The organism is Neobacillus sp. plas4, assembly GCF_057221695.1.
On sequence record NZ_CM170152.1, the window covers coordinates 1,083,727 to 1,108,294 of the forward strand.

At 38.3% G+C, this 24,568-nt stretch carries 22 protein-coding genes; 17 read left to right on the forward strand and 5 right to left on the reverse strand.

The features are described from left to right. Positions 1 to 9: 9 nt before the first annotated feature. Both AC2TFD_RS05475 and recQ read left to right on the forward strand, forming a co-directional pair. On the forward strand, positions 10 to 288 hold the full coding sequence (locus AC2TFD_RS05475; RefSeq protein WP_484675197.1) for a hypothetical protein: 279 nt from the start codon (positions 10 to 12) through the stop codon (positions 286 to 288). Between the two features lie 317 nt (positions 289 to 605). Then, entirely contained in the window at positions 606 to 2,732 is a 2,127-nt protein-coding gene (recQ, locus tag AC2TFD_RS05480; RefSeq protein ID WP_484676274.1) for a DNA helicase RecQ, read from the forward strand. Between the two features lie 88 nt (positions 2,733 to 2,820). On the opposite strand, the gene AC2TFD_RS05485 is transcribed toward recQ, so the two are convergent. Beyond that, positions 2,821 to 3,609, reverse strand: coding sequence for a formate/nitrite transporter family protein (locus tag AC2TFD_RS05485; RefSeq protein WP_484675198.1), 789 nt, complete (start codon positions 3,607 to 3,609; stop codon positions 2,821 to 2,823). A gap of 184 nt (positions 3,610 to 3,793) precedes the next feature. Between AC2TFD_RS05485 and yfkAB the strand changes: the two genes are divergently transcribed. Next, positions 3,794 to 4,912: a radical SAM/CxCxxxxC motif protein YfkAB gene (gene yfkAB, locus AC2TFD_RS05490; protein ID WP_484675199.1), complete on the forward strand. Its 1,119-nt coding sequence runs from the start codon at positions 3,794 to 3,796 to the stop codon at positions 4,910 to 4,912. Between the two features lie 30 nt (positions 4,913 to 4,942). Here yfkAB and AC2TFD_RS05495 read toward each other — a convergent pair whose 3' ends face one another. Further along, on the reverse strand, positions 4,943 to 6,160 hold the full coding sequence (locus tag AC2TFD_RS05495) for an MFS transporter (RefSeq protein ID WP_484675200.1): 1,218 nt from the start codon (positions 6,158 to 6,160) through the stop codon (positions 4,943 to 4,945). A 182-nt stretch (positions 6,161 to 6,342) separates the two neighbouring features. On the opposite strand from AC2TFD_RS05495, the gene AC2TFD_RS05500 reads away from it, so the two are divergent. From AC2TFD_RS05500 to AC2TFD_RS05530, 7 genes are all read left to right on the forward strand, one after another. Beyond that, positions 6,343 to 7,104 (forward strand): threonine/serine exporter family protein, encoded by a 762-nt coding sequence (locus AC2TFD_RS05500; protein ID WP_484675201.1) that lies wholly within the window; start codon positions 6,343 to 6,345, stop codon positions 7,102 to 7,104. Positions 7,105 to 7,306: 202 nt separating this feature from the next. Continuing rightward, the gene (locus AC2TFD_RS05505; RefSeq protein WP_420489059.1) at positions 7,307 to 7,759 is read left to right on the forward strand and encodes a threonine/serine exporter family protein; all 453 of its coding nucleotides are present in this window, start codon (positions 7,307 to 7,309) and stop codon (positions 7,757 to 7,759) included. 202 nt (positions 7,760 to 7,961) lie between these two features. Then, positions 7,962 to 9,506: a spore germination protein gene (locus AC2TFD_RS05510; RefSeq protein ID WP_484675202.1), complete on the forward strand. Its 1,545-nt coding sequence runs from the start codon at positions 7,962 to 7,964 to the stop codon at positions 9,504 to 9,506. Beyond that, a complete protein-coding gene (locus AC2TFD_RS05515; protein WP_484676275.1) occupies positions 9,506 to 10,603 on the forward strand; it encodes a GerAB/ArcD/ProY family transporter in 1,098 nt (365 codons plus the stop codon). Before AC2TFD_RS05510 ends, AC2TFD_RS05515 begins: the two co-directional genes overlap by 1 nt. Further along, the gene (locus tag AC2TFD_RS05520) at positions 10,600 to 11,721 is read left to right on the forward strand and encodes a Ger(x)C family spore germination protein (RefSeq protein ID WP_484675203.1); all 1,122 of its coding nucleotides are present in this window, start codon (positions 10,600 to 10,602) and stop codon (positions 11,719 to 11,721) included. The genes AC2TFD_RS05515 and AC2TFD_RS05520 overlap by 4 nt, the downstream gene beginning before the upstream one ends. A gap of 488 nt (positions 11,722 to 12,209) precedes the next feature. Continuing rightward, positions 12,210 to 13,715: an amidase family protein gene (locus AC2TFD_RS05525; RefSeq protein WP_484675204.1), complete on the forward strand. Its 1,506-nt coding sequence runs from the start codon at positions 12,210 to 12,212 to the stop codon at positions 13,713 to 13,715. 75 nt (positions 13,716 to 13,790) lie between these two features. Next, entirely contained in the window at positions 13,791 to 13,955 is a 165-nt protein-coding gene (locus AC2TFD_RS05530) for a hypothetical protein (RefSeq protein ID WP_484675205.1), read from the forward strand. Positions 13,956 to 13,984: 29 nt separating this feature from the next. Here the strand turns inward: AC2TFD_RS05530 and AC2TFD_RS05535 are convergent, their stop codons facing one another. From AC2TFD_RS05535 to AC2TFD_RS05545, 3 genes are read right to left on the reverse strand one after another with little or no spacing between them, the layout of a single operon-like run. After that, a complete protein-coding gene (locus AC2TFD_RS05535) occupies positions 13,985 to 14,371 on the reverse strand; it encodes a DUF350 domain-containing protein (RefSeq protein WP_335513173.1) in 387 nt (128 codons plus the stop codon). A 1-nt stretch (position 14,372) separates the two neighbouring features. Continuing rightward, positions 14,373 to 15,602 carry a glutathionylspermidine synthase family protein gene (locus AC2TFD_RS05540; protein ID WP_484675206.1) on the reverse strand — a complete coding sequence of 410 codons (1,230 nt, stop codon included), beginning with the start codon at positions 15,600 to 15,602 and terminating at the stop codon, positions 14,373 to 14,375. Between the two features lie 4 nt (positions 15,603 to 15,606). Further along, positions 15,607 to 15,882, reverse strand: a complete 276-nt coding sequence (locus AC2TFD_RS05545; protein WP_484676276.1) for a hypothetical protein — start codon at positions 15,880 to 15,882, stop codon at positions 15,607 to 15,609. Positions 15,883 to 16,024: 142 nt separating this feature from the next. Between AC2TFD_RS05545 and AC2TFD_RS05550 the strand changes: the two genes are divergently transcribed. From AC2TFD_RS05550 to AC2TFD_RS05580, 7 genes are all read left to right on the forward strand, one after another. Next, positions 16,025 to 16,474 carry a hypothetical protein gene (locus tag AC2TFD_RS05550; RefSeq protein WP_484675207.1) on the forward strand — a complete coding sequence of 150 codons (450 nt, stop codon included), beginning with the start codon at positions 16,025 to 16,027 and terminating at the stop codon, positions 16,472 to 16,474. 196 nt (positions 16,475 to 16,670) lie between these two features. Beyond that, complete coding sequence (locus AC2TFD_RS05555) at positions 16,671 to 17,900, forward strand: ATP-binding protein (protein ID WP_484675208.1); 1,230 nt, start codon at positions 16,671 to 16,673, stop codon at positions 17,898 to 17,900. Between the two features lie 195 nt (positions 17,901 to 18,095). Further along, positions 18,096 to 19,280, forward strand: a complete 1,185-nt coding sequence (locus AC2TFD_RS05560) for an HD-GYP domain-containing protein (protein WP_484675209.1) — start codon at positions 18,096 to 18,098, stop codon at positions 19,278 to 19,280. Between the two features lie 159 nt (positions 19,281 to 19,439). Further along, positions 19,440 to 20,621: a hypothetical protein gene (locus AC2TFD_RS05565; protein ID WP_484675210.1), complete on the forward strand. Its 1,182-nt coding sequence runs from the start codon at positions 19,440 to 19,442 to the stop codon at positions 20,619 to 20,621. Positions 20,622 to 20,769: 148 nt separating this feature from the next. Beyond that, positions 20,770 to 21,852 carry a hypothetical protein gene (locus AC2TFD_RS05570; protein WP_484675211.1) on the forward strand — a complete coding sequence of 361 codons (1,083 nt, stop codon included), beginning with the start codon at positions 20,770 to 20,772 and terminating at the stop codon, positions 21,850 to 21,852. Then, complete coding sequence (locus AC2TFD_RS05575; RefSeq protein ID WP_484675212.1) at positions 21,839 to 24,007, forward strand: molybdopterin oxidoreductase family protein; 2,169 nt, start codon at positions 21,839 to 21,841, stop codon at positions 24,005 to 24,007. The genes AC2TFD_RS05570 and AC2TFD_RS05575 overlap by 14 nt, the downstream gene beginning before the upstream one ends. Next, positions 24,008 to 24,568, forward strand: coding sequence for a 4Fe-4S dicluster domain-containing protein (locus AC2TFD_RS05580; protein ID WP_289341123.1), 561 nt, complete (start codon positions 24,008 to 24,010; stop codon positions 24,566 to 24,568). It abuts the gene before it with no gap.

Below are 24,568 nucleotides of genomic sequence, written 5' to 3' on the forward strand. Positions count from 1 at the left end.
TGCCGGGATATGTCTCGGCAGCTTTTTATTATAATTATTTGCGGATGGCAAGAAATACTGGCGGATGGCGGAAAATACTGGCGGATGGCGGAAAATACTGGCGGATGGCGGAAAATACTGGCGGATGGCGGAAAATACTGGCGGATGGCGGAAAATACTGGCGGATGGCGGAAAATACTGGCGGATGGCGGAAAATACTGGCGGATGGCGGAAAATACTGGCGGATGGCGGAAAATATTGGCGGATAGCGAGAAATACTGGCGGATAGCGAGAAATACTGGCGGATAGCGAGAAAAACTGGCGGATGGCGGAAAATACTGGCGGATAGCGAGAAATACTGGTGGATAGCGAGAAATACTGGCGGATAGCAAGAAATACTAGCGGATGGCGGAAAATACTGGCGGATAGCGAGAAATACTGGTGGATGGCGGAAAATACTGGCGGATAGCAAGAAAAACTCTCGGATAACGGAAAATACTCTCGAATAACGGAAAATACTCTCGGATAGCGCGAAATACTTGCGGTCATCAAAAATTGCATCGAACTCATCTAAAAAGAGGTATAATGATAGAAGATTATTTAGTAGAAGGGTGGAGACGTTTTTGTTGTTTGAGAAAGCCCAACAGTTATTAGAATCTCATTTTGGATATTCATCTTTTCGAAATGGGCAGGAGCTTGCAATTCAATCTGTATTAGCCGGTGAAAATACGATTTGTGTCATGCCCACTGGCGGCGGTAAATCTATTTGTTATCAAATTCCTGCACTTGTTCTGCCAGGTACTACGATTGTAATCTCCCCGTTAATCTCACTGATGAAGGATCAAGTCGACGCCCTCGTACAGGTAGGAATTCCTGCAGCTTTTATTAATAGTTCATTAAGCTTTAGCGAAGCAAATCAAAGAATCTGGGAAGCAAAGCAAGGTATTTACAAACTCCTATATATAGCCCCCGAGCGGTTAGAATCAAGAGAATTTATTGAAGATCTGAAACAAATGGACATTCCGTTAGTTGCTGTCGATGAAGCCCACTGTATCTCACAATGGGGGCACGATTTTCGCCCAAGCTACCGGCATATCCAGCAAATGGTCCACAGTCTGCCGCAGAAACCCAACGTCTTGGCACTTACTGCCACTGCCACACCAAGGGTTCGGGAAGATATCTGTGAAACATTAGATATTGACCAAGAGAATTCAATTCTTACAGGTTTTGAACGAGAGAACCTTACTTTTTCCGTTATTAAAGGCCAAGACAGGCTGCATTTTTTAAAGGATTATTTAAAAAAGAATGAAAAAGAGGCGGGCATCATCTATGCTGCCACCCGAAAAAACGTAGACCAGCTTTACGAAAGACTGAAGAAAGATAATATCAATGTTGCCAGGTATCATGCAGGGATGGGGGATGCTGAGCGTGTACACGAGCAGGAGCGGTTTTTAAAAGATGAAGCATCTGTTATGGTAGCAACTTCAGCCTTTGGGATGGGAATTGATAAGTCCAATATTCGATATGTTCTTCATTTCCAACTCCCCAAAAATATGGAGAGCTACTATCAAGAGGCGGGGCGTGCTGGACGAGACGGGCTCGAGAGTGAATGTATTCTCCTATATTCCTCACAAGATGTGCAGGTTCAGCGCTTTTTAATCGATCAGTCCAGCGACCGAATCCGGACAACACAGGAACTTGAAAAGCTGCAGCAAATGGTGGATTACTGCCATACCGAGGACTGCCTGCAAGAATTTATATTAAAATATTTTGGAGAAACCGAGACGGAAACATGCGGGCATTGTGGGAATTGCCTCGATTCGCGCTCTAGCGTCGATGTTACAAAAGAAGCGCAAATGGTAATGTCTTGTGTGATTCGGATGGGGCAGCGATTTGGCAAAACCCTGACGGCTCAGGTTTTGACAGGTTCAAAAAATAAAAAAGTAACAGAAATGGGTTTTGACAAACTAACAACATATGGAATCATGAAGGAAAAAGGGTTGAAAGAAGTCACCGATTTCATGGAGTTTCTAATTTCACAAGATTTAATTGCAATTGAACAAGGACAATTTCCAACACTTTATGTATCTTCTAAAGGGAAAGACGTCTTGGTAGGAAAAGAAAATGTCCATCGTCGGGAAAGTGTTAAAGTTAGAGAGATTTCAAAGGATGACCCGCTATTTGAAACGTTACGTGAAGTTAGAAGAGCGATTGCAGAAACTGAAAATGTGCCTCCATTTGTCATTTTTTCCGATGCCGCAATAAAGGATATGTGCGCAAAATTACCGAAGACGAATGAGGAATTTTTACGTGTAAGTGGTGTCGGTGAACACAAGCTGCAAAAATATGGCCTTGATTTTATACAAGCTATTCGTCAGTTTTGTGAAGCCCATCCAGATCGCCAGCCAGAGTTAATCCAGGGAGCTGCTCCTAAAAAGGCGGCCAAAAAGGCTGTTGGAGATTCTCACCTAGAGACCTTTCAGTTACACCAGCAAAACTTATCCATAGAGGAAATTGCTGATAAACGAGAGCTGGCGCACAGCACTGTTGAAAGTCATTTAATTCAGTGTGCTCAACAAGGGATGGAAGTAGATTTCAACAGGCTTATTCCTGAAGAATATCTCAAATTAATTGAAAAAGCAGTTGAAGAGGCAGGTAGAGATCGGCTAAAGCCCATTAAAGAGCTGTTACCGGAAGAGGTAAGTTATTTTATGATAAAGGGTTATCTCTATTTTATAAGTAAGAAAAAATAGAATCTCAAATTATTCCTGTCATCTGTCGACTTATTTCCCGGGAATTTGTCGAAAAACAAGAGCCATATTAAGTAAATAGGGCTCTTGTTTATTCCTGATAATCATCCAAAAACGGCTTATTCACAAAATAATACATCCATGCCATTAGAATACTTCCGCCAAATAAATTGCCAATCGTTACCGGTATCAGGTTATGGATGACTCCACCCCAAGAGATTGTTCCTGGATGATTCAACACAAGAGCGATAGCAAAGGTACACATATTGGCAATACTGTGTTCATAACCTGAAATGAAAAAGCAGAAAACGAAAAGAATCATTGAAAACATTTTCGGGCCATCGCCTTTAAGTCCCAGTGGAATAAAAAAAGCTAAGCAGACAAGCCAATTACATAGTATGGCTCTAAAAAACAACTCTATCGTTGGGACCTGCATTTTCTTTTCCACGACACTTAATAAAAATCCATTTACGGATGATTCTTCGTATAGACCTGTTGTAAAAATAATAAATGCAAAGAGAGCGGCTCCTAAAATATTTCCTGCATAACTGCTAATCCATAACTTTGTTACTTCGCTCCAAGCCATCTTTTTGCGCAGTGCAGTGTAGGTATAATAAAAGGTATTACCAGTGAATAAGTCTCCTCCAGCATAAGCGATTAAGATGATGGCAGATCCAAAAGTTAGAGCGGCCATTGGGTATGCAAAAGGAGAATGTTCTAAATAAAAGTAGTTTCCAGTCTTAAAGGCGACAATCACGCCAAAACCAATAAACATACTGGCAAGCATGGCTCTTAGAATGTATCGTAACAAGCTTTGTCTAAAGATTTTTACCTTCTTTAAGGCTAACTTTTCCACTTCACTTAACGGCTGCATTTCCATATATGTATTCCCACCATTCACAGTTAGCATTTTCTTAGTGTTTTTCTGGGAACATTAAATTATGCATGTTGAATATTAAACATATTCATAACATAAGATTTTTAAAAGCTTTAAATTAGCCATAAAAGCGGTATTTCGGCTATAATGAAGTGGTTTTTCTATTATTGAGTTTAAGGAGTTTACTATGTCTGATTTTAAAAAAATTTCCCCAGAATATGACCCGTGGGAAGCATATAATGATATACAACAATATGGGAAGCCTCAACTAACCAATATCGAATTTACGACCACAACCTTATGTAATATGCGCTGTGAGCATTGCGCAGTAGGATACACCCTTCAAACAAAAGACCCCGAGGCGCTTCCACTTGAATTGCTTTTGAATAGGTTAGATGAAATTCCAGCCTTACGCTCCCTTAGTATTACAGGGGGGGAACCAATGCTGTCTCTGTCCTCGATTAGAAACTATGTGGTTCCTATTTTGCAATATGCTCATGAACGAGGTGTTCGGACGCAAATCAATTCGAATTTAACCCTTGATTTAGGACGCTATGAACTAATCATTCCTTATTTGGATGTTTTACATATCTCACATAACTGGGGTACAGTAGATGATTTCGTCGAGGGCGGGTTTGCTAGGATGGCCAACAAACCTGATTTCAAGCAGCGGGAAAAGTATTTTATCAGAATGATAGAAAATAGCAGGGAACTAGTAAAGGCGGGGGTAATGGTATCAGCGGAAACCATGCTAAACAAACGAACGCAGCACCACTTGGAAAAAATACATCGTCAAATTGTAGATGAAATGCTCTGTCAGAGGCATGAGATTCATCCTATGTACCCAAGTGATTTTGCTAGTAATCTTGAATCGTTAACTCTAAATGAAATTAGATATGCCATTCATCACTTATTAGATGTCCGCAATGAAAACGTCTGGATGCTTTTTGGAACGCTCCCTTTTTATGCATGCAGTAATAAACCTGAGGATTTAAGACTGTTAAACAAACTCTATCAAAGTAAAAATGTAACGGTCAGAAATGATCCGGATGGACGTTCACGATTGAATGTAAATATTTTTAATGGAGATATAATTGTCACTGACTTTGGTGATACGCCTTCATTAGGAAATATCATAAATACCAAGCTGACCGATGCATACGAAAACTGGCAATCTACCACTACGGCTATGGAATTAAGCTGCCATTGTCCAGCTGTTTCCTGCCTTGGCCCAAATATTTTGGTGAAAAACAGTTATTATCGGGATTTGGATTTTTCAAATCTCAAAAATAATATAAGCAAATAGAACAGCAGGAGAACTCCCTCCTGCTGTTTTCTATATTGTATGATGTTTTACGAGCTTTGGATGACGCTGCATGGAGATATACAAGATGATTCCACTTATGATCAATAATCCACTTGTACTAATAAACACGGCGGAAAATCCAAAATAGCCGGAAATAAATCCGCCTAACAGCGGACCAATAATATTCCCAAGGAAGCGTAAGCTAGTATTGTAGCCTAAGACTTCCCCCTGCATGGCGATGGGCGCCTCTTGACGAATGTAAGCAATCCGAACAGGAATAATCCCGCCAATGGCAATACCGAGTACAAAGCGGATGATAACCAATTGCCAGTAATCCGTCACCATAGCACCAGGAAGGTATATGATTCCTGATATAAAAAGCAGGATAACCAGGATTTTTATATAACCATGATTATCGGCAATCTTTCCCCACGTCCTTGACATAAATAGATTTCCTAAACCAGCTGCAGAAAAAGCGATGCCTGAATAAAAAGCTATGTTGGCAGGTCCGTGCAATTCGCTGACAAATAAAGATAAAATCGGTTGGATGCTGAAGTGGGCGATTTGAACAAGTGCAGAAATAAGTAATACCGTCAATAATACCGGATTCTTAAAAATATGTGCTAATACTTCTTTACTGGAATAATGTGATTTGCTTCCTTTTTTCGCTTCCATTACATATTCCTTTGTTGCAAAAACCAGCAGACCGGAAACAAAAATAGCAATGGAAGTCCACTTAAAGGTCAAGGCATAACCCAACGAATCCGCTAAAACCCCGCCAAGCAGCGGGCCAAGCAGCGAACCCGTTATACTGCCTGTTTGTAAGGTCCCAAGGACACGGCCGGCAATTTCTTTTGGTGTTTGGGTAGAAATAAAGGCTTGTGACATTGGAATAAAACCTGTGAAAAACCCCATCAAAAGTCGAAGCAGGAACAGCTGCCAAACAGATTGTACATAACCCATTAGAAAAATGGAACATCCCATCCCAATCCCGGTAATAATGAGAATTCTTTTTCTTCCATATCGGTCGCCAATCTTGCCCCAAATGGGTGAAAAGATAAACGCGGATACAAATGTTACTGCAAATGTTATGCCAGACCAGTGCTGAACATATTTTTCCGAAAAATCACCAAAGGTCTCTATGTATAATGAAATAAACGGAAGTACCATTGTCATACTGCCGGCAACAAAGAAGTTAGAAAACCACATAATCACGATATTACGTTTGGCTATCTTTGATTTCGACATGTCATATTTCACTTCTTTCTGGAGGTATTTAGAGTACCTAAATACAATAATACCGAATTTTTAAATTAATGAAAGGAATACCACCTATTGATTGGTCCTCCAGCATTGGAATTGATAAAAACCCGGTTATTGATTAAACTTAGGAAATCATAGGAAGATAGAATGAATGTGGTGAACGGTAGATGGAAATTCAAAAAGAAGAAACATATGAAATTATCGAGGTTTGCATACTCGCTGGGAAAATCATGCTGCAAAGCGGCGGGGAGACCTATCGTGTTGAGGACACAATGATGAGAATCGCTGCAGCTTTTGGAATTGAAAAAACACATAGTTATGTAACCCCAACAGGAATTATCTTTTCTGCAGAGGGCTTTGAACCTACTAAAACGAAGTTGATTCGAATCTTATCGAGGTCTACCGATTTGAAAAAGGTGGCCATGGTAAACAGCATTTCGCGAAAAATCACCTCAGGTGAAACCAATCTGCAAGAAGCATTAACTCTATTAAAAGAATTAGATGCTTTGGATGTAAGCTTCCCATTTATGGTACAGGTTGCAGCTGCTTCCATTGCCAGCGGGTGTTTTATGATCATGTTTAGGGGGGAGTGGAATGACTTTATCCCAGCCATGATAACTGGAGGTTTGGGATATCTGGGTTTTCTCTACTTTCACCGTTATGTCCCGATCAAGTTTTTCTCGGAGTTTTTAGCTTCATTCACTATTGGGTTACTCGCATTAATTTTTATTGAATCAGGAATTGGGCACCAGTTAGATAAAATAATCATCGGTTCGGTAATGACCTTAGTACCTGGACTATTAGTTACGAATGCAGTGAGGGATCTAATGGCGGGGCATTTAGTGTCAGGGTTATCAAAGGGTGCGGAGGCAGTTCTAACGGCATTTGCCATCGGGTCAGGGATTGCGGTTGTTTTATCATTTTTATAGGCTGTTTGTAAAAATAGATGTTAAAATCTTAAAGCCGATTTGAACGTGGAAATAGTTATTTTGCGCTTAAAAATTAAGTTTGCAGGCTCTTTTCTTATTAATTTCACGCTATTTTCTGCGGAATCATTGCGTAATCATGAAATTTTGTTCCAAAAAGTAGCAACGTTTAAGAAAAGAGCCCTTATATAAACGGAGGCATAAAGTGGACATAATTGGACAACTACTCACAAGCTTTTTTGCAACAGCTGCCTTTGGAGTGATATTTAATGCACCGAAGAATACATTAGTAAAATGCGGCTTGGTTGGAATGGGTGGCTGGATTATTTACTATTTATCTGAAAGCTATACGGGCGACGTGGTTCTCGCAACATTCGGGGCGACTCTTTTTATAGGAATCGTTAGTCAACAGCTCGCTAAATTTTATAAAACACCTGTTATTATTTTTAGTGTCGCTGGAATTATTCCCTTAGTTCCAGGTGGACTGGCTTATGACACGATGAGGAAATTTGTAGAGGATGATTTTTTTACAGCGTTAACCTTAGGTGCAAAAGTAATCTTGCTGTCTGGCTCCATTGCGTTTGGGCTCGTTTTTTCAGAAGTCATTAACCAAGTGGCCCGTAAAATAAAAGGAGCAAGCAAAACGATGCGGGTGTAATTCAATCGAAAATGAGATGAAGGCAGAGGATTTATTTCCACTGCCTTCTTTTTCTTTTGATTTGGTGGGATTACAATCTCAACTTATAGCCTCCCAAACCTCGATTGACAGCTGGTCTGGTTAAAAATGGTTTACAATGAATATCCATCCATATAAAGATACAAACTAACCTATCTTATTTTATAATAGGCGGGTTTTATCTATGGCTTTTTTTCGAAAATATCGTAATAAAAGGAATCAACAAACTTCATTCCAAATACAGAACAATGACCCTGCAAACAAACACATAAGTACATTTTTATCGGAGAATACGGCAGAAATTCAGAAGATTTTTAGCGAGACTCCCGATTTAGTTGTGAAGAACTTTGTCATAAAACAAACAAAGCGCCAAGCCACCCTTGTTTATTTAAGCGGTCTTACAGATACAAAGACCATTCATAATCATGTTTTAAGCCCGCTTTTATTTGAAGTGAATAAGGAGGGGCATGAATTTGAAGTACAGGTATCGATTGGGGGAGTAAAAGAAAAAAATTCTTGGCAGGACATTGAAATTGCAATATTACAAGGAAATAGTGTCTTATTTATTGATAAGAGGAATAAGGCATTCATCTTTGATACACAAGGATGGCCAGAAAGAGCAGTTGAGGATACTACCATTGAATCTTCCTTACGAGGAGAACATCTAGGTTTCACAGAAACAGGCAGCACTAATATCGCTTTGATTCGCCGCCATATTCAAAACCGTGAGTTGAAAATGAAGGAAATGACCGTTGGTACAAGAGGGAATTTAAAGCTTACGATAATGTATTTAGCTGATGTTGTAAATCCAGAAGTATTGAAGGAGCTTGTAGACCGAATAAACAAACTCGATGTCGATAGTATTTTAAATGCGGCCTCATTAGCAGAATATATTGAGGACAACCCCTATTCTCCATTTCCGCAATTATTTTTAACGGAACGCCCAGATTTTGCTGCTGGAGAAATTTTACAGGGTAGGATTGTGACAGTAGTAGATCGTTCTCCCAATGTCCTAATTGGACCAGCAACGTTTGAAATTTTTTTCAAGAGTATGGATGATTATGGGGCACGCTGGATCGTGGCATCCTTCATTCGCCTCATGAGATATTTTGGATTTTTTATTGCTATATTTCTACCGGCAACCTATATTGCTGTGATTGCCTTTCACTTTGAAATCGTCCCTTTAAAGCTGCTTTTATCCATTGGTGCATCTCGAGAACGAGTTCCATTTCCACCTTTTATAGAAGCAATCATTATGGAAATAACATTAGAAATGCTGCGTGAAGCAGGTATACGTCTTCCTGCAAAAATTGGTCAAACAGTTGGTATCGTTGGTGGTATTGTCATAGGTCAAGCGGCTGTACAAGCAGGAATCGTAAGTAATATCATGGTGATTGTCGTTGCCTTAACTGCAATTGCTTCTTTTATTATTCCAAATTATGATATGGGCGCAGCCATTCGGCTGCTTCGATTTCCAATGATGATTGCAGCAGCAATATTCGGATTTGTGGGACTCGCAGTTGGATTAATGACATTAATCGCTCATGTTATTGCACTCCAATCTTTAGGTACACCTTATGGCAGTCCATTTGCTCCGTTACGTTTTCCAGATTGGAAAGATCTATTTATACGGTTTCCAGAGTGGTCGATTGTCAAGCGCCCTGAAAGCACTAGAGCTATTCAAAGGAAAAAAGCTAATTCAAATCGTCCAAAGGGTGACGAACATTGATGAAATATACACAAAATCCAATTACGTTCATGCAATATATCTTTTTAATTCATGGTGTCCAGGTTGGGGTCGGTCTTTTAACATTGCCGCGTGAATTAGCTGAAAAAGCAGGGACAGATGGCTGGATCGCTCTTATTATTGGCTGGTTATTTTCTACACTAGCGAGTTTAATCATTATACAAGTGATGAAGAATTACCCTAATGGAACGATTATTGATCTAATCACCAATTATTTCGGAAAATGGTGTGGAAAAATCGCGGCTGCTATTTTTATTTTGTATTACGCTTTTATAGGCTCTACCATTTTTGTTCGGGAAGGTCTGTTTATCCAATTTTGGATTTTGCCACAAACAAATATGGTTATCTTACTATTGCTCTTATCCATTCCCAGCTACCTGATTGTTCGAAATAATATAACGATAGTAGGCAGGTATGCTGAATTGGTTTTTTTTATGACGATATGGATGTTCTTCTTTTATTTCAATCCATTAAAAGAGGCTCACTGGCTTCACCTGCTTCCTATTATAAAAGAAGGATGGTTTCCAATACTTACAGCAGTAAAAACAACGATTTTTTCCTATTTAGGATTTGAAATTGCTTTTTTCCTGTATCCTTTTTTGCAACAAAAACATAAAGCATCCATCGGAATAGTCATTGCTAATACACTTACATTGGTCGTATTTTTAATTGTAACGATCGTTGCTTTTACATTTTATAGTCCAGATGAAATTACCCAGTATAAAGAACCAACCATAAATCTATTAAAAATAGTTGAATTCAAATTTTTGGAACGGTTGGAAATTATCTATTTATCTTTGTATATATTTGTCATATCTACGACGGTCCTGCCAATCTTTTTTGTTACTGTATTTTCTGCCAGTCAATTATTTGGTAAGCAAGATCACAGTAAATATGTAGGATGGTTATTGCTTCTTAACCTGGTCTATGTTTTTTTCTTACCTCAATCTTTTGACAAAAATACTCAGCTTCAAAAAATGGGCGAACCCATTAGTTTCCTACTTGGATATGCTTTTCCAATATGCTTATGGGTATATCTCCTGCTTTATTCTCACTTAAAAAAGAGGGCGATAAAATGAAACGGTGGTTATATGCGACTCTTTTGATTTTCCTTATCGTCATCCTTTCTAGCTGCGGCAAGAAAGCTCCTTTAGAGGATTTGACGCTTGCTTTAATCCTTGGTATTGATCTAGATGATAAAAATAACCTTGTCTTTTATGAAATTAATCCAGTTTTTAGTAAAGAAGCAAAGAAAGGAACTGAATCATATGAGGTAAAGGCGAAAACAATACGAGATTCAAGAAGACTTTTTGACGCTTTGACAACAGGAGAGGTAACGGCTGGGAAAATTCAAGTATTATTAGTGGGAAAACGTGTCTTGCAACATGAAGATTGGTTTCCAATATTGGATACTGTTTATCGAAATCCTACATTTTCCATGAGTACAAGAGTAGTGACGGTTGATGGTCCTGTTTCAAAAGTTATTTTTCATAATCCAGGGGAGAAACCACAATTATCTTTACATCTGAAATCATTGATCGATAAAAACTATGATCGAACGAGAGCGGTAAAAGGTACACTTCAAGAACTGCATAGGGAGATTTACGAGAAGGGTATGACCCCTTTTATTTCGGAAGTGAAAAAAGAAAAAAATATTGAGCTGGCAGGAATATCTCTTCTTGATAATAAAGGGAAATATGCTCAATTTCTTAATGTGCCTGAATCAACTCTACTATTGATGGTACAGAATAAAAAGAGGCATGAAATCACCCTGACGATTCCCGTTCTTCCTAATGAAGATAAGAAAAACATCTTCCATAATAATGTGATAAGTTTTGCAGTTAACAAAGTAAAAACGAAGATAAAGTCTGGATATAAGCAGAATAAATTTCAATTTGATATTAACATTAAATTGACCATCAATATTGTAGAACGTATATTTCCGGAAGAGAAGCTAAATAATGATCAGTTAACAAAGGCGATTGAAAGAGTGTTAAAAAAACAAATTGAAGACCTCATAAAGAAAATCCAAAAAAAGAAAATTGATCCGATTGGACTCGGTCTTTACGCCCGTGCGTACCAATATACTCATTTTAAAAAGGTGGGTAATAATTGGGGAGAAGCATTGGCAGAATCTGATGTCAATGTATCTGTAAAAGTACTAATCAACTCTAATGGGGCTGTCGAACAAAAATAAAACACTTTAAAATTAGACGAAGGCAGAGGATTTAATTCCTCTGCCTTCTTTTGCTTTTAATCCAAGTGGATCACTATTGTAACTTGTGAATGGTTGTTTCTACTATCAGCCATCGCAAGGTAAGTATTTATATATAATAAATGGTATTAAAAGACCAAATTGCCGCGGTTACTCTTCCACCTGATGGTTTTATACCTAAACGATGTAAGCCCTACCTCTCTTACATCCTTACGGCTCCGAAGCCGATCCAGCGTGAATAAGTTTTACTTTTAAAACATAAGCAGAATGCCAGAAAAAATTCTTACATTGCGTTATCTATCTATTACAAGTTACATAAAATCTAAAGCACAATTAATAATATTACACCCTATTTAAAAATATGTCAATAAAATTTGCTAAGGCCATAAAGTGTGCCTATGTTTCATAAAAGGAAATACGCAATCGTAAATAGAAATTATAGGTTAAAAATAATGGAGAGGGTGAGCAGAGTGGAGGGGTTTAATTATCAGCAGTATGATGGGCTGGGCCTTGCGGAATTGGTGAAAAGGAAAGAGGTGCATCCCAAAGAGATAGTGGCAGAAGCGATTAAAGTAATTGAAATGCATAATCCAAAATTGAATGCAGTCATAAATAAATTGTATGAAAAAGCTGAAGCAATGGCAGAAAAAATCGATTTAAATGGGAGTTTTGCCGGCGTGCCTATGTTGTTAAAAGACTTAGCACAGGAAATGGAGGGTGAGAAAATTACTTTTGGGTCCAAAGTCTATCAAGACCACTATGCAAAGGTTGATTCTAACTACGTAAAACAGGTTCGAAAAACGGGAGCTGTATTGATAGGACAAACGAACATACCAGAGTTTGGATTAATGGGAATCACAGAACCCGCCATCTATGGACCTGCAAGAAACCCGTGGAATACGGAGCATACTCCAGGCGGATCGAGCGGAGGGTCTGCAGCGGCAGTGGCTAGTGGGATGGTTCCGATTGCGGGAGCAAATGATGGCGGAGGATCTATCAGAATTCCAGCTTCATTTTGTGGACTTTTTGGCTTGAAACCAACAAGAGGAAGAACGCCTGTAGGTCCTTTAGCCGGCAGGAGCTGGCAAGGCGCAGCAGTGGATTTAATCTTATCTAGATCCGTTCGCGACAGTGCAGCAATGCTGGATGCATTAAGTGTGTATGAAAAAGGAGCTGCATTCCACGCCCTCCCATTTGAAGGAAATTACCTTTCACAATTACAAATGAATGTAGATAAAAGGTTAAAGATTGCCTTTACTGTTCAATCACCATTAGGAAATAAGGTAGACCCAGATTGTAAAGAAGCCGTTATGAAAACAGCAAAATTTTTGGAATCACTAGGACATCATGTCGTTGAAAAAGAAGCTCCTGTTGATGGAAGGAAAATAGTTTATAGCTTTTTAACGATGTATTTTGGTGAAGTTGCAGCACACCTAGCTTCCCTTGAGGAAATACTGGGGCGTAAAGTAAAAATGAATGATGTGGAAATGACCACATGGATTGTAGGTTTAATTGGAAAGGCAACGTCTGCGAAGGAGTTTGTATTAAGCCTAAGGGAATGGGATAAAGCGGCACTTGAGATGGAAATTTTTCATGAAACATATGATTTTTATATGACACCAACAACCGCAATGCTACCAGCAAAAATTGGTGAGCTCGATCCAAGTCCATACGAAAAACTTGCTATGCAGGTTAGCGGAAGCTTGGGATTTGGAGGGATTTTGAAAAAGGCGGGTATTGTTGAACAAGTTGCTGAAAATAATTTAAAAAGAACCCCATTTACACAATTAGCAAATCTTACGGGACAGCCGGCGATGACAGTACCACTCCATCTCACACAAGAGGGACTGCCAGTGGGTGTTCAATTTATGGCTGCTAAAGGAAGGGAAGACCTTTTATATTCTATGGCTGGGATGCTTGAACAATCTGAATTATGGGTGCCAGTGCAGAGTAATCCGTTTTTTAAATTGGTATAAGGAAGGAGTAGGGGGTGTCTTTTATAGGCTGAATGAAGGACAAATCCCAAGGCTCGAATCGAAGATATGTCCTTCATGAGCTGGATGAAGGACAAATCCCAAGGCTCGAATCGAAGATATGTCCTTCATGAGCTGGATGAAGGACAAAACCAAGGCTCGAATCGAAGATATGTCCTTCATGAGCTGGATGAAGGACAAAAACACAAGAACCGTCCCCAAGATTTGTCCTTAACAAATTAATTAAGAAATGCATTATACCGCTGAGTTCTTTAATACGTCAAACATCCTGCGATCACGATTCCGATGGATACGGAGAGTAAAAGGAGAAAGAGTCCCACAGCTCGGTTATCTTCTTCAATGCTTTGGGTAATGTTAAAACGCGGGGTAAGCCATTCGGCAAGATAGTAGACGATAATTTGTGCCACAATACCAACTGCTCCCCATATCACCATATCCAATAGAGAAATAGAATTAGCAAGAGCAGAGTATAAAACGATGGCAAGACCCAGCAGTCTGCCTCCAAGTACATAACTTGCTGCTTTATTTCCTTTGCCCATTAAAGAAAATTCCTTCACCTTCGTGGTGATTTCCATTAGAAAGAGTCCAACGAATAATAAAGCTAAAGAAACAGCTAAATAAATCAAGAAATTTAACATTTTATAGTCCTCCTTCATTTATTGCCACGGGTAAGAAATAAGACTCATTACCTGTGATTTTTCCACCAGCTCGAACTCCAATACTGCTTGGTTTACCTGCAATGAGGAAAGAACCAAATACATATGAAAGCTCCTCGATACCTTTTTCCGTTTCAAGTGAAATAACGGGAAGCGGTATATATGATTGATAAACGGGCAGCTCTTCCTTATAAGTGTTAAAGGAATTTTGGGCAGCCACATTCGTATGTTTATCCCATATCGTAATGGTATCACCTTCCCTGCCGAAGGATGGTTTTTGAACATAAGCTTCTTTGCCTAAAAATGGGTCACTTTCAAGATAGGTCGGCAGCATATATGTTTTTATCCACTCTAGTTCTTCCCTTGTATAAAAACCCTCATTTTCAGCTAAGCCCCATATTAGGCATTGTACCGATTTGGGTTGAAGAAGAAAGGCAGAAACAGGATTTACAATCGTGAGTTTTCCTTCCATTGCCAGCTGTAATAATTGTATTCCGACACGATCACCTGCATTTGGATCTCTGTCCTCAAGCAAATGTTCAAGCGGGTAGGTCTGGCGGTATAAAACATCAATGGGCACTCCATCCGCATCTAAAAGTGCTTCATCGGTAATTCGCAGCTCCGATATCGGAAGTGTTTGGTTTTTAACCTTACATAATTGACTTAAATAAATGGTTGTATTCCAGTCCTCGCTATGGTCGCTGTGGGCAGTGAACACCACGTTTGGAGATACGAGACCTTTTGTGGATTCTAGGACAGCTTTTGTTACACCAGATGATAAAAGGCGTTCTTGGTTGTCATTTGGATCAAGATAGCCGAATTCAGAACATACTTTACCGTTAATATGGAAGCATTCAACGATAAACGTTGGAGTATCAGCATTAAACTCAAGCATTTTAATCCCGTCTGTGGTCAAGGCAAAATCGAAACGAGAAATGACTGTTTCCGGAAAAAGGTGCTTCATTCGAAGAAATGGCAGGCTTGCTTCAGGGTATCCAAGTTCAAGCAGCTGTTCATCCTGTAGACTTCTCAGGAGCCGGGCGGTTTTAAAGAATACCTTTCCCATTCGTTCCGTCGCTTCTTTTATGAGAGTATGTGTTTGTTCGTTAATGGGTAATACATGATAAAGACTATATTCACTGCCATATAAGTTCGCCCAAAAAGTCGGGAAATTTGAATAAAAACGGTTTCGATTCTTAGTGTATTTGGACATGAACTTAACCTCCAAACCCGCCTTTTGAGCCACTGCCAAATCCACCCTTAAAGCTGGAAGAGGATTTATAAGACTTGTATGCAGATGAATTCCTTAAAGCGGATTTGTTACTAAAAAACATTCCGGCTAAAAAGAAGTGCCCATAATAGCTTGACCGAGTATCATCACATTGCCATACACCATCTTCATCGTCCCATTCCCATTCCCGGCAATTTGAATCGTCTGGTTCAGGAGGTATGTCCTGTGTCTGTGAACATCCGGCTAAAGTGGTTCCGGCCATTAGAGTAGTAAGTACACCGGTAATTAACCATTGGGTTTTCTTCACCTTATCACACTCCTTTTTACATTATAATAACCATTATAAAAGTAAAATTTAGGAAAACAATGATAAAATAAATGCAAAAAAGAAAGAGGGATGGAGATTGAAGCTGGAATACCGACTTGACGATGAACTTAAAAACTATCCTGCGTTATGGAATTACCAGAATATTACCCCTGTTGAAGCCGTCGCGAGGATGACCTGTGAATATTTTGTAAAAGATGGTGATACCTATGCTGTGACAGCGACAGCGTTGGACCCGGACGGCACATCCGTTTTGTATGTAAAAAAAGAAAGCCATACGAATGATTTGCTAGAAAAAGAATATTCACATATTGGTTTTGAGGTCAGAGAGCTCAAAGGCTCAACCTATACGCTGATAGAAAATAAGGAAGTTTGGAGTCATGAGGAGATCCTGTCAACTCTGCATTCAGATTATATTTACATTCAAAGGGCTGGGAAATTTATGGAATTTGAACTGGATTCAAGAGAAATTGATGAGGACCGTAAATGCTATGTTTATTACGGGAAATTTACGGGTAGAAATCTATAATTTGTTAGTAGGCGAATTTATACGAATTATAATGTAAAAGGACTTCGATTGTATCGAGTCCTTTTACGATCGGTGGAATTATGTCGAATATCATCGGATTTCCAGAAATAACATCAGGATTTTATAAAAAAAAGTGGTAGAATGGTAGGAGATAATTTGAATCATAAATGAAAGATTACCCAAGGGAGTACCAGGTATGAAAGATAGCAGCACCAGACTAAAGTTATTCTATGAAGAAAAAAAGGCAATTCAGTTATTTTTGTGGCTATTTTATATTTTTTTTATCTCATTTGAATTAATTTATTATTATATATACCCTTACTATGGGAATGGTGTCATAACAAGACCCAATCAGGGATTAGGTTTTTGGATTTACATTATCAACTTTGGTTTATTACCTTTAGCCATTTACCTTATAAAAAAAGGGAATCCCTATATTATAAAATATCTATATATTTACAGCTTCCTATTGTGGGATACGATTCATAATTTTTTGCTTTATTATGGCAAAGACGAGTCTTTTGCTGCAGGAGATATTGTGGAAGTTGTATTTATACTCTTTTCGCCAATTTTCGTTAATAATAAGTATTTTTGGACTGTTTCATTAGGAATGGTACTAAAGTATGTATTTTTTGGAGTCATTTTACTTGATTTAGAGGTATTGGTTCCCTTGTTCATTTATATCATTCTTTCTGCCATAGCTTTTGTCATATTAAACCGTTTCGAGTCGTACATTGAATCAGTAAATAAAGCACATGAAGAGCTTAGACGAAAAGAAAAACTTGCTGTAATAGGACAAATGGCGGCTGCTATTGGTCATGAAATCCGTAATCCACTTTCATCATTAAAAGGATTTACCCAGCTTCAGCACGAAAATTACCCAAATACGAATGACTTTTATCCAATCATGATTCAAGAAATAGATCGGATTAATTCAATTGTAAATGATTTAATGACACTAGGAAAACCAAAAATAGTCCAATTTTCTAAAGTGGGAATTGAAGAAATTATTGACTACACACTTTCTCTAACAAAACATCTAGCTGAAAGACAAGGAATTACCACTGAAACAATCATGGAAAGACCTTTACCTCCACTAGATTGTGATCCAAAACAGTTAAAGCAATTGTTTATTAATTTAATAAAAAATGCAATTGAATCGATGCCTAATGGCGGGAAAATAACAATCACTGTTAAAGTAGAAGGAAATAAGATGAATATCTCAATCCAGGATGAAGGCAGCGGAATTTCGGATGAAGACTTCCTTAATATTGGAGAGCCTTTCTTTACTACAAAAAAAGAGGGAACGGGTTTAGGTTTAATGGTTTCAAATCAAATTATTAAGGATCATTTTGGGGAATTCTACATTAATGGATTTGAAAAAGGGACATTGGTAAAAGTAATGTTGCCTATCAACCAAAAATAACGTCTTTATTTTGATTTATGTCGATTACTGAATATTCTGTATTTTTATGGAGTTGTTCTAGAATTCTACATAAATCATAATTATTTTATGTATTTCTTTTAAAATAATTGATGTATAATAAGGAAAAGTGTCATGAAAGTAAACGTTCATAGTTCAAAAGTATTAAAGAATATAACTCCTTATGCGAGGTTAGCAATGAAGAAGCAGATAATAGATCCTAACTTACAAAATGAAGAAACTCGGACACTTAAATGGTTTTTAGTTTTATTTTATATTGTCGCCATTTCTTTCGAATTAATATTTGAAGTTATTTCAGAGGTTATTCCACAGATAAAAAACGATACTCCAGATAAATTGACTTATCTAGTGTATGTTATTATGTTTCTCCTATTACCAATTGCCTATAATCTTGTCAGAAATCAAAAATCTTACCAGGTAAAGTATATTTATTTTATAAGCTATACCTTATTAACTTTACTAAATGATGTCGTTACATTTATTGATCAACCAGAATTATATAAGGGTGGAAATACGGTTGAAATCTTTTGGCTTTTGCTTGCACCTATTTTTGTTAATAAACCGTTTCTTATAGTGGTAACGATTGGAATAATAGCGAAATATATAATAGTTGGTCTAATAATTAAAACCCCATTGGCATTATTAGGAATCGTATTGGTAGCAATTTTTTCCCTGATTGCGTTCATTATATTAAATCGTTTCCAATCCTATGTAAAAGCTGTAAAAACTTCCTATGATCAGCAGTTGACAGGGATTGTAAAAGGAGTAATAGCCACGCTGGAACTTAAGGATCCTTATACAAGAGGTCATAGTGAACGAGTTGCAAGTTATGCAATGGAATTGGCAAAAGAATCTGGTGGATTTTCGGATGAAGAGTTGAAGGCATTTAATTATACTTGTTTACTCCACGATATTGGAAAGATTCATATACCAGATCAAATATTGATGAAGCCAACCTCACTTACTAAGGAAGAGTACGAAATTATTAAGTCCCATACTGTTGTGGGAGCAGAGGCAGTATCAAAAGTAGTAGGCCTCAGTAATAATATCGATGTTATTCGTTCGCATCATGAACGATGGGATGGACAAGGCTATCCAGACCAGCTAAAAGGTGAAGAAATACCTTATTCTGCTCGAATTGCGGCTGTTGCTGATGCGTTTGATGCCATGACCTCTACAAGGTCCTATCGATCCGCACTGACGGTTGAAGAAGCCTATCAGCGGATAGTAGAGGGAAAAGGTACACAGTTTGATCCTGAATTGGTTAATTTATTTCAAAAGGTGTATCCAAAGTGGAAAAAAATTCACAAAATATCCCAAGAAAATAGAGATGCAGATTTTTATACTAATCAAGCATTTTAATAGTTTGAGGAGGTGAAATCATTGAAAATCCGCAAATTAAAAAAAGTGAAAGTAACTGGTTCATGTTGGATATGCTGGTGGATGTAAAAACGTAGAAGGATGCTAACAGTATACAGCATCCTTCTTTTTTGTGACTCTAAATTAGGAATGATGCTTATAATGGTATTATCAATTAATTCCAGACTAGTGTTGATGCCAATAGACATTCGTAAGGATCAAAAGCACTTCATCGTTGAAGATCCTGCTTCAGGTGAATTTTATGAAATGCCAGAAATTTGTATTGATACGATTAATCTAATCAACAAGGGTTTATCCTTGGTGGAAATTGAATTATTACTAGTAGAAAAATATCCTAAGGAAGATATTGAACTTATCGATTTTGCCGAACAGCTTTTAGAAATCAATCTAATTGCTGAGATTGATGGCATGCCTGTTGAAATTCAGGAAAAGGAAAGGGATACCTTAGGGTTTATGGGGATATCACCAAAACTTGGAAAGTTCTTTTTTAATAAGATTGCTTATTTTGTTTATTTGTTTTTCTTCCTGTTTAATTTATCCATTTTCATTGCGAAACCCACTTTAATTCCTCACTATAAGGATTTATTTATATTTGACTTGATGATCCTTAATATTCCGACGTGGATCATATTGACGGTATGTCTAGTGCTTTTTCACGAATTTGGACATATTCTAGCGATAAGGGCTCAAAACCTCCCAACAAAATTAGAGGTTGGCCACCGCCTATTTCTTATTGTACTTGAAACAGATATGTCACTCGCGTGGAAGCTGCCTTCGAAGGCTCGCAATGGTTTGTACTTGTCTGGTCTGTGCTTTGACACCATTATCCTTTCGTTTGCTTTAATTAGTCAAATACTCTTTCCAAATGGTTCTGCAGTTTTCTTGAGTATTCTTAATTTCGTGGTCTTTAATACATTCATTCGAATGGTATACCAATTCTGTATCTATATGAAAACTGACATCTATTATTTAGTAGAAAATGTAACAGGATGTTACAATCTGTTGGAAAATGCACAACAGATGCTGAAAAATAAGCTATTGTTTTTTAAACCATCCAGTATAAATGATGATATATTTTCAAGTGAACGGAAGACTGTTGCTGTATACTCTATTTTTTATTTAGCAGGGGTCGTTTTGACGATTTCCTTGTACTTGATCTTCTATATCCCACAATTATTGTTTGCATGGAATGAAGTTCTCCCAGGATTTAAAGAAAGTCCCGCATCGCTTCCATTTTGGGATGCTGCGATTTTCTCATTACTCGTAATAACAGGAATAATGATTCTCTTCTATTCGTGGAACAAAAAGTATCTCAGGAACTAATATGTGACAAAGAAATGTCTAAAACAAAAAATCTAAGGGTTTTTTCCTCTGTTGATGGGGGAGTTCCCCTATATGGATAACACTAATGAATTTCTTACAATTAGAGTAAGAAAAATCGTTAGTGTTATTTTTTTTAGGAGGAGCTAAAATGCAGACAAATACGCCATTAAATAAAAAACCGGAACACTCCATTAATAATGCATTTGCATCTAAGTTTGCTAAATCTATGTTTTTAACTGTTTCCGCAATTGTTATTCTTTCCTTTATTGCGACGAGAATGTTCACCCATGTTGATTTAAATCTCTATGGATATATGGTCGGAACGATTGTTTTTATCGGAGGTTTTTTCTACCGCTTTATCGCATGGGGCGAAAGACCGCCAACCAAAATTTTTATCAAAAAAGGCTTAAGGCTTTTAAAAAGAAAAAGCACACCCAAAACAGCAGTTAATCATTTAGCCATTTATGATTTCATAAAAAACCGTGGTTTGTACCGCTGGGTGCAGCATATATTAATCGGTTGGGGATGTGTCCTTGCTTGTTTAGTAACATTTCCACTCGTGTTTGGCTGGATGTACTTTACGATGGATGAGATGGGTCAATACACAATCGTGCTAATGGGTATAGATTTAATGACGGTAAAGGCTGATGGAATCATTGCCTGGTTCTCCTATAATGCCTTAAATATTTCAGCAGTTATGGTGATTTCAGGTGTCTGTATGGCCTTATATCGCCGCTTGAAAAACATGCAGGCAAGAGCGGAACAAAAATTTATCTATGATTTCCTTCCACTCTACTTATTAATCTTTATTTCGGTTACAGGACTTTTATTAACAGTCCAAAACGTATGGCTTGGTGGCTGGATGCAGCCGCAAATGTCATTAATACATCAATTTTCTGTTATTGTAACATTAATTTATTTGCCATTCGGTAAACTTGCTCATATTCCTTTCCGTCCGGTAAGTGTTTTTGCAAGGAACTATCGTGAGCACTACGCGGAACAGGAAGAGAAAAAGTGTAAAGTATGCGGTGATCATTTCGTTTCGGTTGAACAGTCAAATGATGTCATTCAAGTATTGGGAGTAAATGCGATCGAATTCAATATGGAAGATGGCTTTAATCTTGCTGAGCTATGCCTCCCTTGCCGCAGAAAATATCGTATTTCAAGATTCTCTGGATTCGCAACACATCAAGTAAAGGTCAAGGAGGCAAACCAGAATGCAAAGGGATAAGTTTTTTAAAGAAATAGAAAATGTTCGTCATCCAAATGAAACTCTCGTAAAAACACACTGCAGCTATTGCGGAATGCAATGCGGGATGAACTTACGTGTAAATACAAAAACGAATAAAATTATTGGCGTTGAGCCACGTTATGATTGGCCAGTTACAGTAGGGAAAATGTGTCCAAAAGGCGTTACTGCTTACCAGCAAACAAACCATGATGATCGTATATTAAAACCTTTAATCCGTGATGACGCTTCATTAAAAGGAACGAAAGAAGGTTTCCGTGAAGCTACATGGGATGAAGCCTATGATTTAATCGTGAAAAATTTTAAACAGCTTCAACGTGATTACGGTAAAGATTCACTGAGTGTTTACAGCGGTGTTTCTATGACCAATGAAAAATGTTATTTAACTGGAAAGTTTGCACGTGTTGGTTTACAAACACGTTACATTGATTACAATGGCCGTTTTTGTATGGCGAGTGCTGCCGGTGGATTTATGAGATCTTTCGGAGTTGACCGTGGATCAACGCTTCCATGGACAGACCTACATGAAACAGATTGTTTGTTCATCGCGGGAAGCAATACAGCAGAGTGTCACCCTACATCCATGTTCCGTGTATGGGCGGTTCAAGAACGCGGCGGTTATTTAATTGTTGCAGATCCTCGAGAAACGCCAATTGCAAGAAGAGCGGATGTCCACCTAGACTTAAGACCAGGAACAGACCTTGCGCTAGCTAACGGAATCCTAAATCTATTAATTCAAAATGGTCATGTGGATGAGGAGTTTGTTAACAACCATACAAACGGTTTTGAAGAGACAAAGGAACTAGTGAAGGAATTTACACCAGAATATACGAGTGAACTTACAGGAGTTGCTCCAGAGAAGATTATCCGTGCAGCAGAAATATACGGAAAAGCACCAAATGCAATCGTCATGTTTGCCCGCGGAATTGAGCAGCAGGTAAAAGGCGTAGATAATGTTTCAGGCTATACAAACATGGCATTAGTAACAGGTAAAATTGGCCGTCCTAAAGCCGGTGTTGCTACATTTACTGGACAGGGCAATGGTCAAGGCGGCCGTGAGCACGGTCAAAAAGCCGATGCACTTCCAGGATACCGTAAAATTGCTAATCCTGAACACGTGAAGGCTGTAGCGAAGGTGTGGGGCATTGAACCGGAAGAAATGCCAAAAGAGGGCGTTTCCGCTTATGAAATGTTTGGATTAATGGAACAAAAAATTATTCGTGGATTATACTTATTGTGCTCAAATCCAGCTGTTTCCGCGCCAAACTTAAATTATGTACGTAAACAGCTAAAAAATCTTGATTTCATGGTTTGTTCTGATTTCTATCTATCAGAATCAGCAGAATTTGCAGATGTAATCCTTCCTACTACAACTTGGTCTGAAGATGAAGGGACCGTTACAAATCTTGAAGGACGTTGTATAAAAATTAACAAGGCACAAGAGCCGCTTGGAGAATCGAAACCAGATTGGCAAATTCATGTTGAATTATGTGAACGTCTTGGCAGAGGTAAATACTTCTCCCATTTAAAAACAGCTAAAGATGTTGCTGATGAATTCCGTTTAGCTTCAAAAGGCGGATATGCAGATTATTACGGGATTACTTGGGATAAAATCGAAAAACAAGACGGTGTATTCTGGCCATGTAAAGATGAGAACGACCCCGGAACACCTCATATGTTTTTAGATAAAAAATTCTATCATCCAGATGGAAAGGCTAAAATTTGTGCTCTTCCTTATCGTCCGCCAGCTGAAGAGCCTGATGAAGAATATCCATTACGTTTAACAACAGGACGTGTCGTTTATCACTATTTATCTGGGAACCAAACGAGAAGAATCAATTTCTTACGCGATATGAGTCCGGAACCATTTGTAGAAGTTCACCCAGAAACAGCAGAAAAGTATGGAATTAACCACGAAGAAAAAGTCCGTCTATTCACCAGAAGGGGAGAGGCTTATTATCAAGTGAAAATCACGGAGGCCATTCGAAAGGATACCGTGTTTGTTCCTTACCACTGGGGTCACGATAAATCTATTAATCTCTTAACTATTGGTGCCTTAGACCCAATGTCACGGATGCCGGAGTTTAAAGCTTGTGCAGCACAGATAGAAAAACTAGAACTAAAGAAGGTGCAATAAATGAAAAAGAGGCTATATTTAGAACTTGAAAACTGTATCGGATGCCGCTCTTGTTTAGCGGCATGTACGCAGTGCGGAGGACATGAGGAGCGTAACCGAAACTATGTGTACGATGTGAACCCGCTTGTTAATCGTCAAACGATGCCTCTCATGTGCCTGCACTGTGTGAATCCAGCCTGTGCAAGAAGCTGTCCGGCGCAAGCGATCCAAATACATGAAACAGGGGCCGTACTTTCGGCTCTTGTTGAGAAGTGCATTGGCTGTCAAAACTGTACGATTGCCTGCCCATACGGAATACCTAAGTTTGATACAGAGCAAAACTTAATGTATAAGTGTGACTTATGTATAGATCGGACAAAGGACGGAATTCCACCGATGTGTGCAAGCGTATGTCCGTCAAATACCCTGCAATGGTTAACGGATGAAGAAATCGAAGCAAAGCAAAAGCATTTTAATTTAGATAATGGTAAATGGGTTACAAGTATGCCTTACTTAGAAGGCGAAACCAATGTAAGAGTGAACCTCCCTGGAATTCTTCAGGGTGTCACGAAATTGTTTTAG

Excerpts from the sequence above, each read along its gene's own strand:
- AC2TFD_RS05475 (WP_484675197.1), top strand. The coding sequence starts at position 10 with ATGTCTCGGCAGCTTTTTATTATAATTATTTGCGGATGGCAAGAAATA.
- AC2TFD_RS05485 (WP_484675198.1), bottom strand. The coding sequence starts at position 3,609 with ATGGAAATGCAGCCGTTAAGTGAAGTGGAAAAGTTAGCCTTAAAGAAG.
- yfkAB (WP_484675199.1), top strand. The coding sequence starts at position 3,794 with ATGTCTGATTTTAAAAAAATTTCCCCAGAATATGACCCGTGGGAAGCA.
- AC2TFD_RS05495 (WP_484675200.1), bottom strand. The coding sequence starts at position 6,160 with ATGTCGAAATCAAAGATAGCCAAACGTAATATCGTGATTATGTGGTTT.
- AC2TFD_RS05500 (WP_484675201.1), top strand. The coding sequence starts at position 6,343 with ATGGAAATTCAAAAAGAAGAAACATATGAAATTATCGAGGTTTGCATA.
- AC2TFD_RS05510 (WP_484675202.1), top strand. The coding sequence starts at position 7,962 with ATGGCTTTTTTTCGAAAATATCGTAATAAAAGGAATCAACAAACTTCA.
- AC2TFD_RS05515 (WP_484676275.1), top strand. The coding sequence starts at position 9,506 with ATGAAATATACACAAAATCCAATTACGTTCATGCAATATATCTTTTTA.
- AC2TFD_RS05520 (WP_484675203.1), top strand. The coding sequence starts at position 10,600 with ATGAAACGGTGGTTATATGCGACTCTTTTGATTTTCCTTATCGTCATC.
- AC2TFD_RS05530 (WP_484675205.1), top strand. The coding sequence starts at position 13,791 with ATGAGCTGGATGAAGGACAAATCCCAAGGCTCGAATCGAAGATATGTC.
- AC2TFD_RS05535 (WP_335513173.1), bottom strand. The coding sequence starts at position 14,371 with ATGTTAAATTTCTTGATTTATTTAGCTGTTTCTTTAGCTTTATTATTC.
- AC2TFD_RS05540 (WP_484675206.1), bottom strand. The coding sequence starts at position 15,602 with ATGTCCAAATACACTAAGAATCGAAACCGTTTTTATTCAAATTTCCCG.
- AC2TFD_RS05545 (WP_484676276.1), bottom strand. The coding sequence starts at position 15,882 with ATGGCCGGAACCACTTTAGCCGGATGTTCACAGACACAGGACATACCT.
- AC2TFD_RS05555 (WP_484675208.1), top strand. The coding sequence starts at position 16,671 with ATGAAAGATAGCAGCACCAGACTAAAGTTATTCTATGAAGAAAAAAAG.
- AC2TFD_RS05560 (WP_484675209.1), top strand. The coding sequence starts at position 18,096 with ATGAAGAAGCAGATAATAGATCCTAACTTACAAAATGAAGAAACTCGG.
- AC2TFD_RS05565 (WP_484675210.1), top strand. The coding sequence starts at position 19,440 with ATGGTATTATCAATTAATTCCAGACTAGTGTTGATGCCAATAGACATT.
- AC2TFD_RS05570 (WP_484675211.1), top strand. The coding sequence starts at position 20,770 with ATGCAGACAAATACGCCATTAAATAAAAAACCGGAACACTCCATTAAT.
- AC2TFD_RS05575 (WP_484675212.1), top strand. The coding sequence starts at position 21,839 with ATGCAAAGGGATAAGTTTTTTAAAGAAATAGAAAATGTTCGTCATCCA.
- AC2TFD_RS05580 (WP_289341123.1), top strand. The coding sequence starts at position 24,008 with ATGAAAAAGAGGCTATATTTAGAACTTGAAAACTGTATCGGATGCCGC.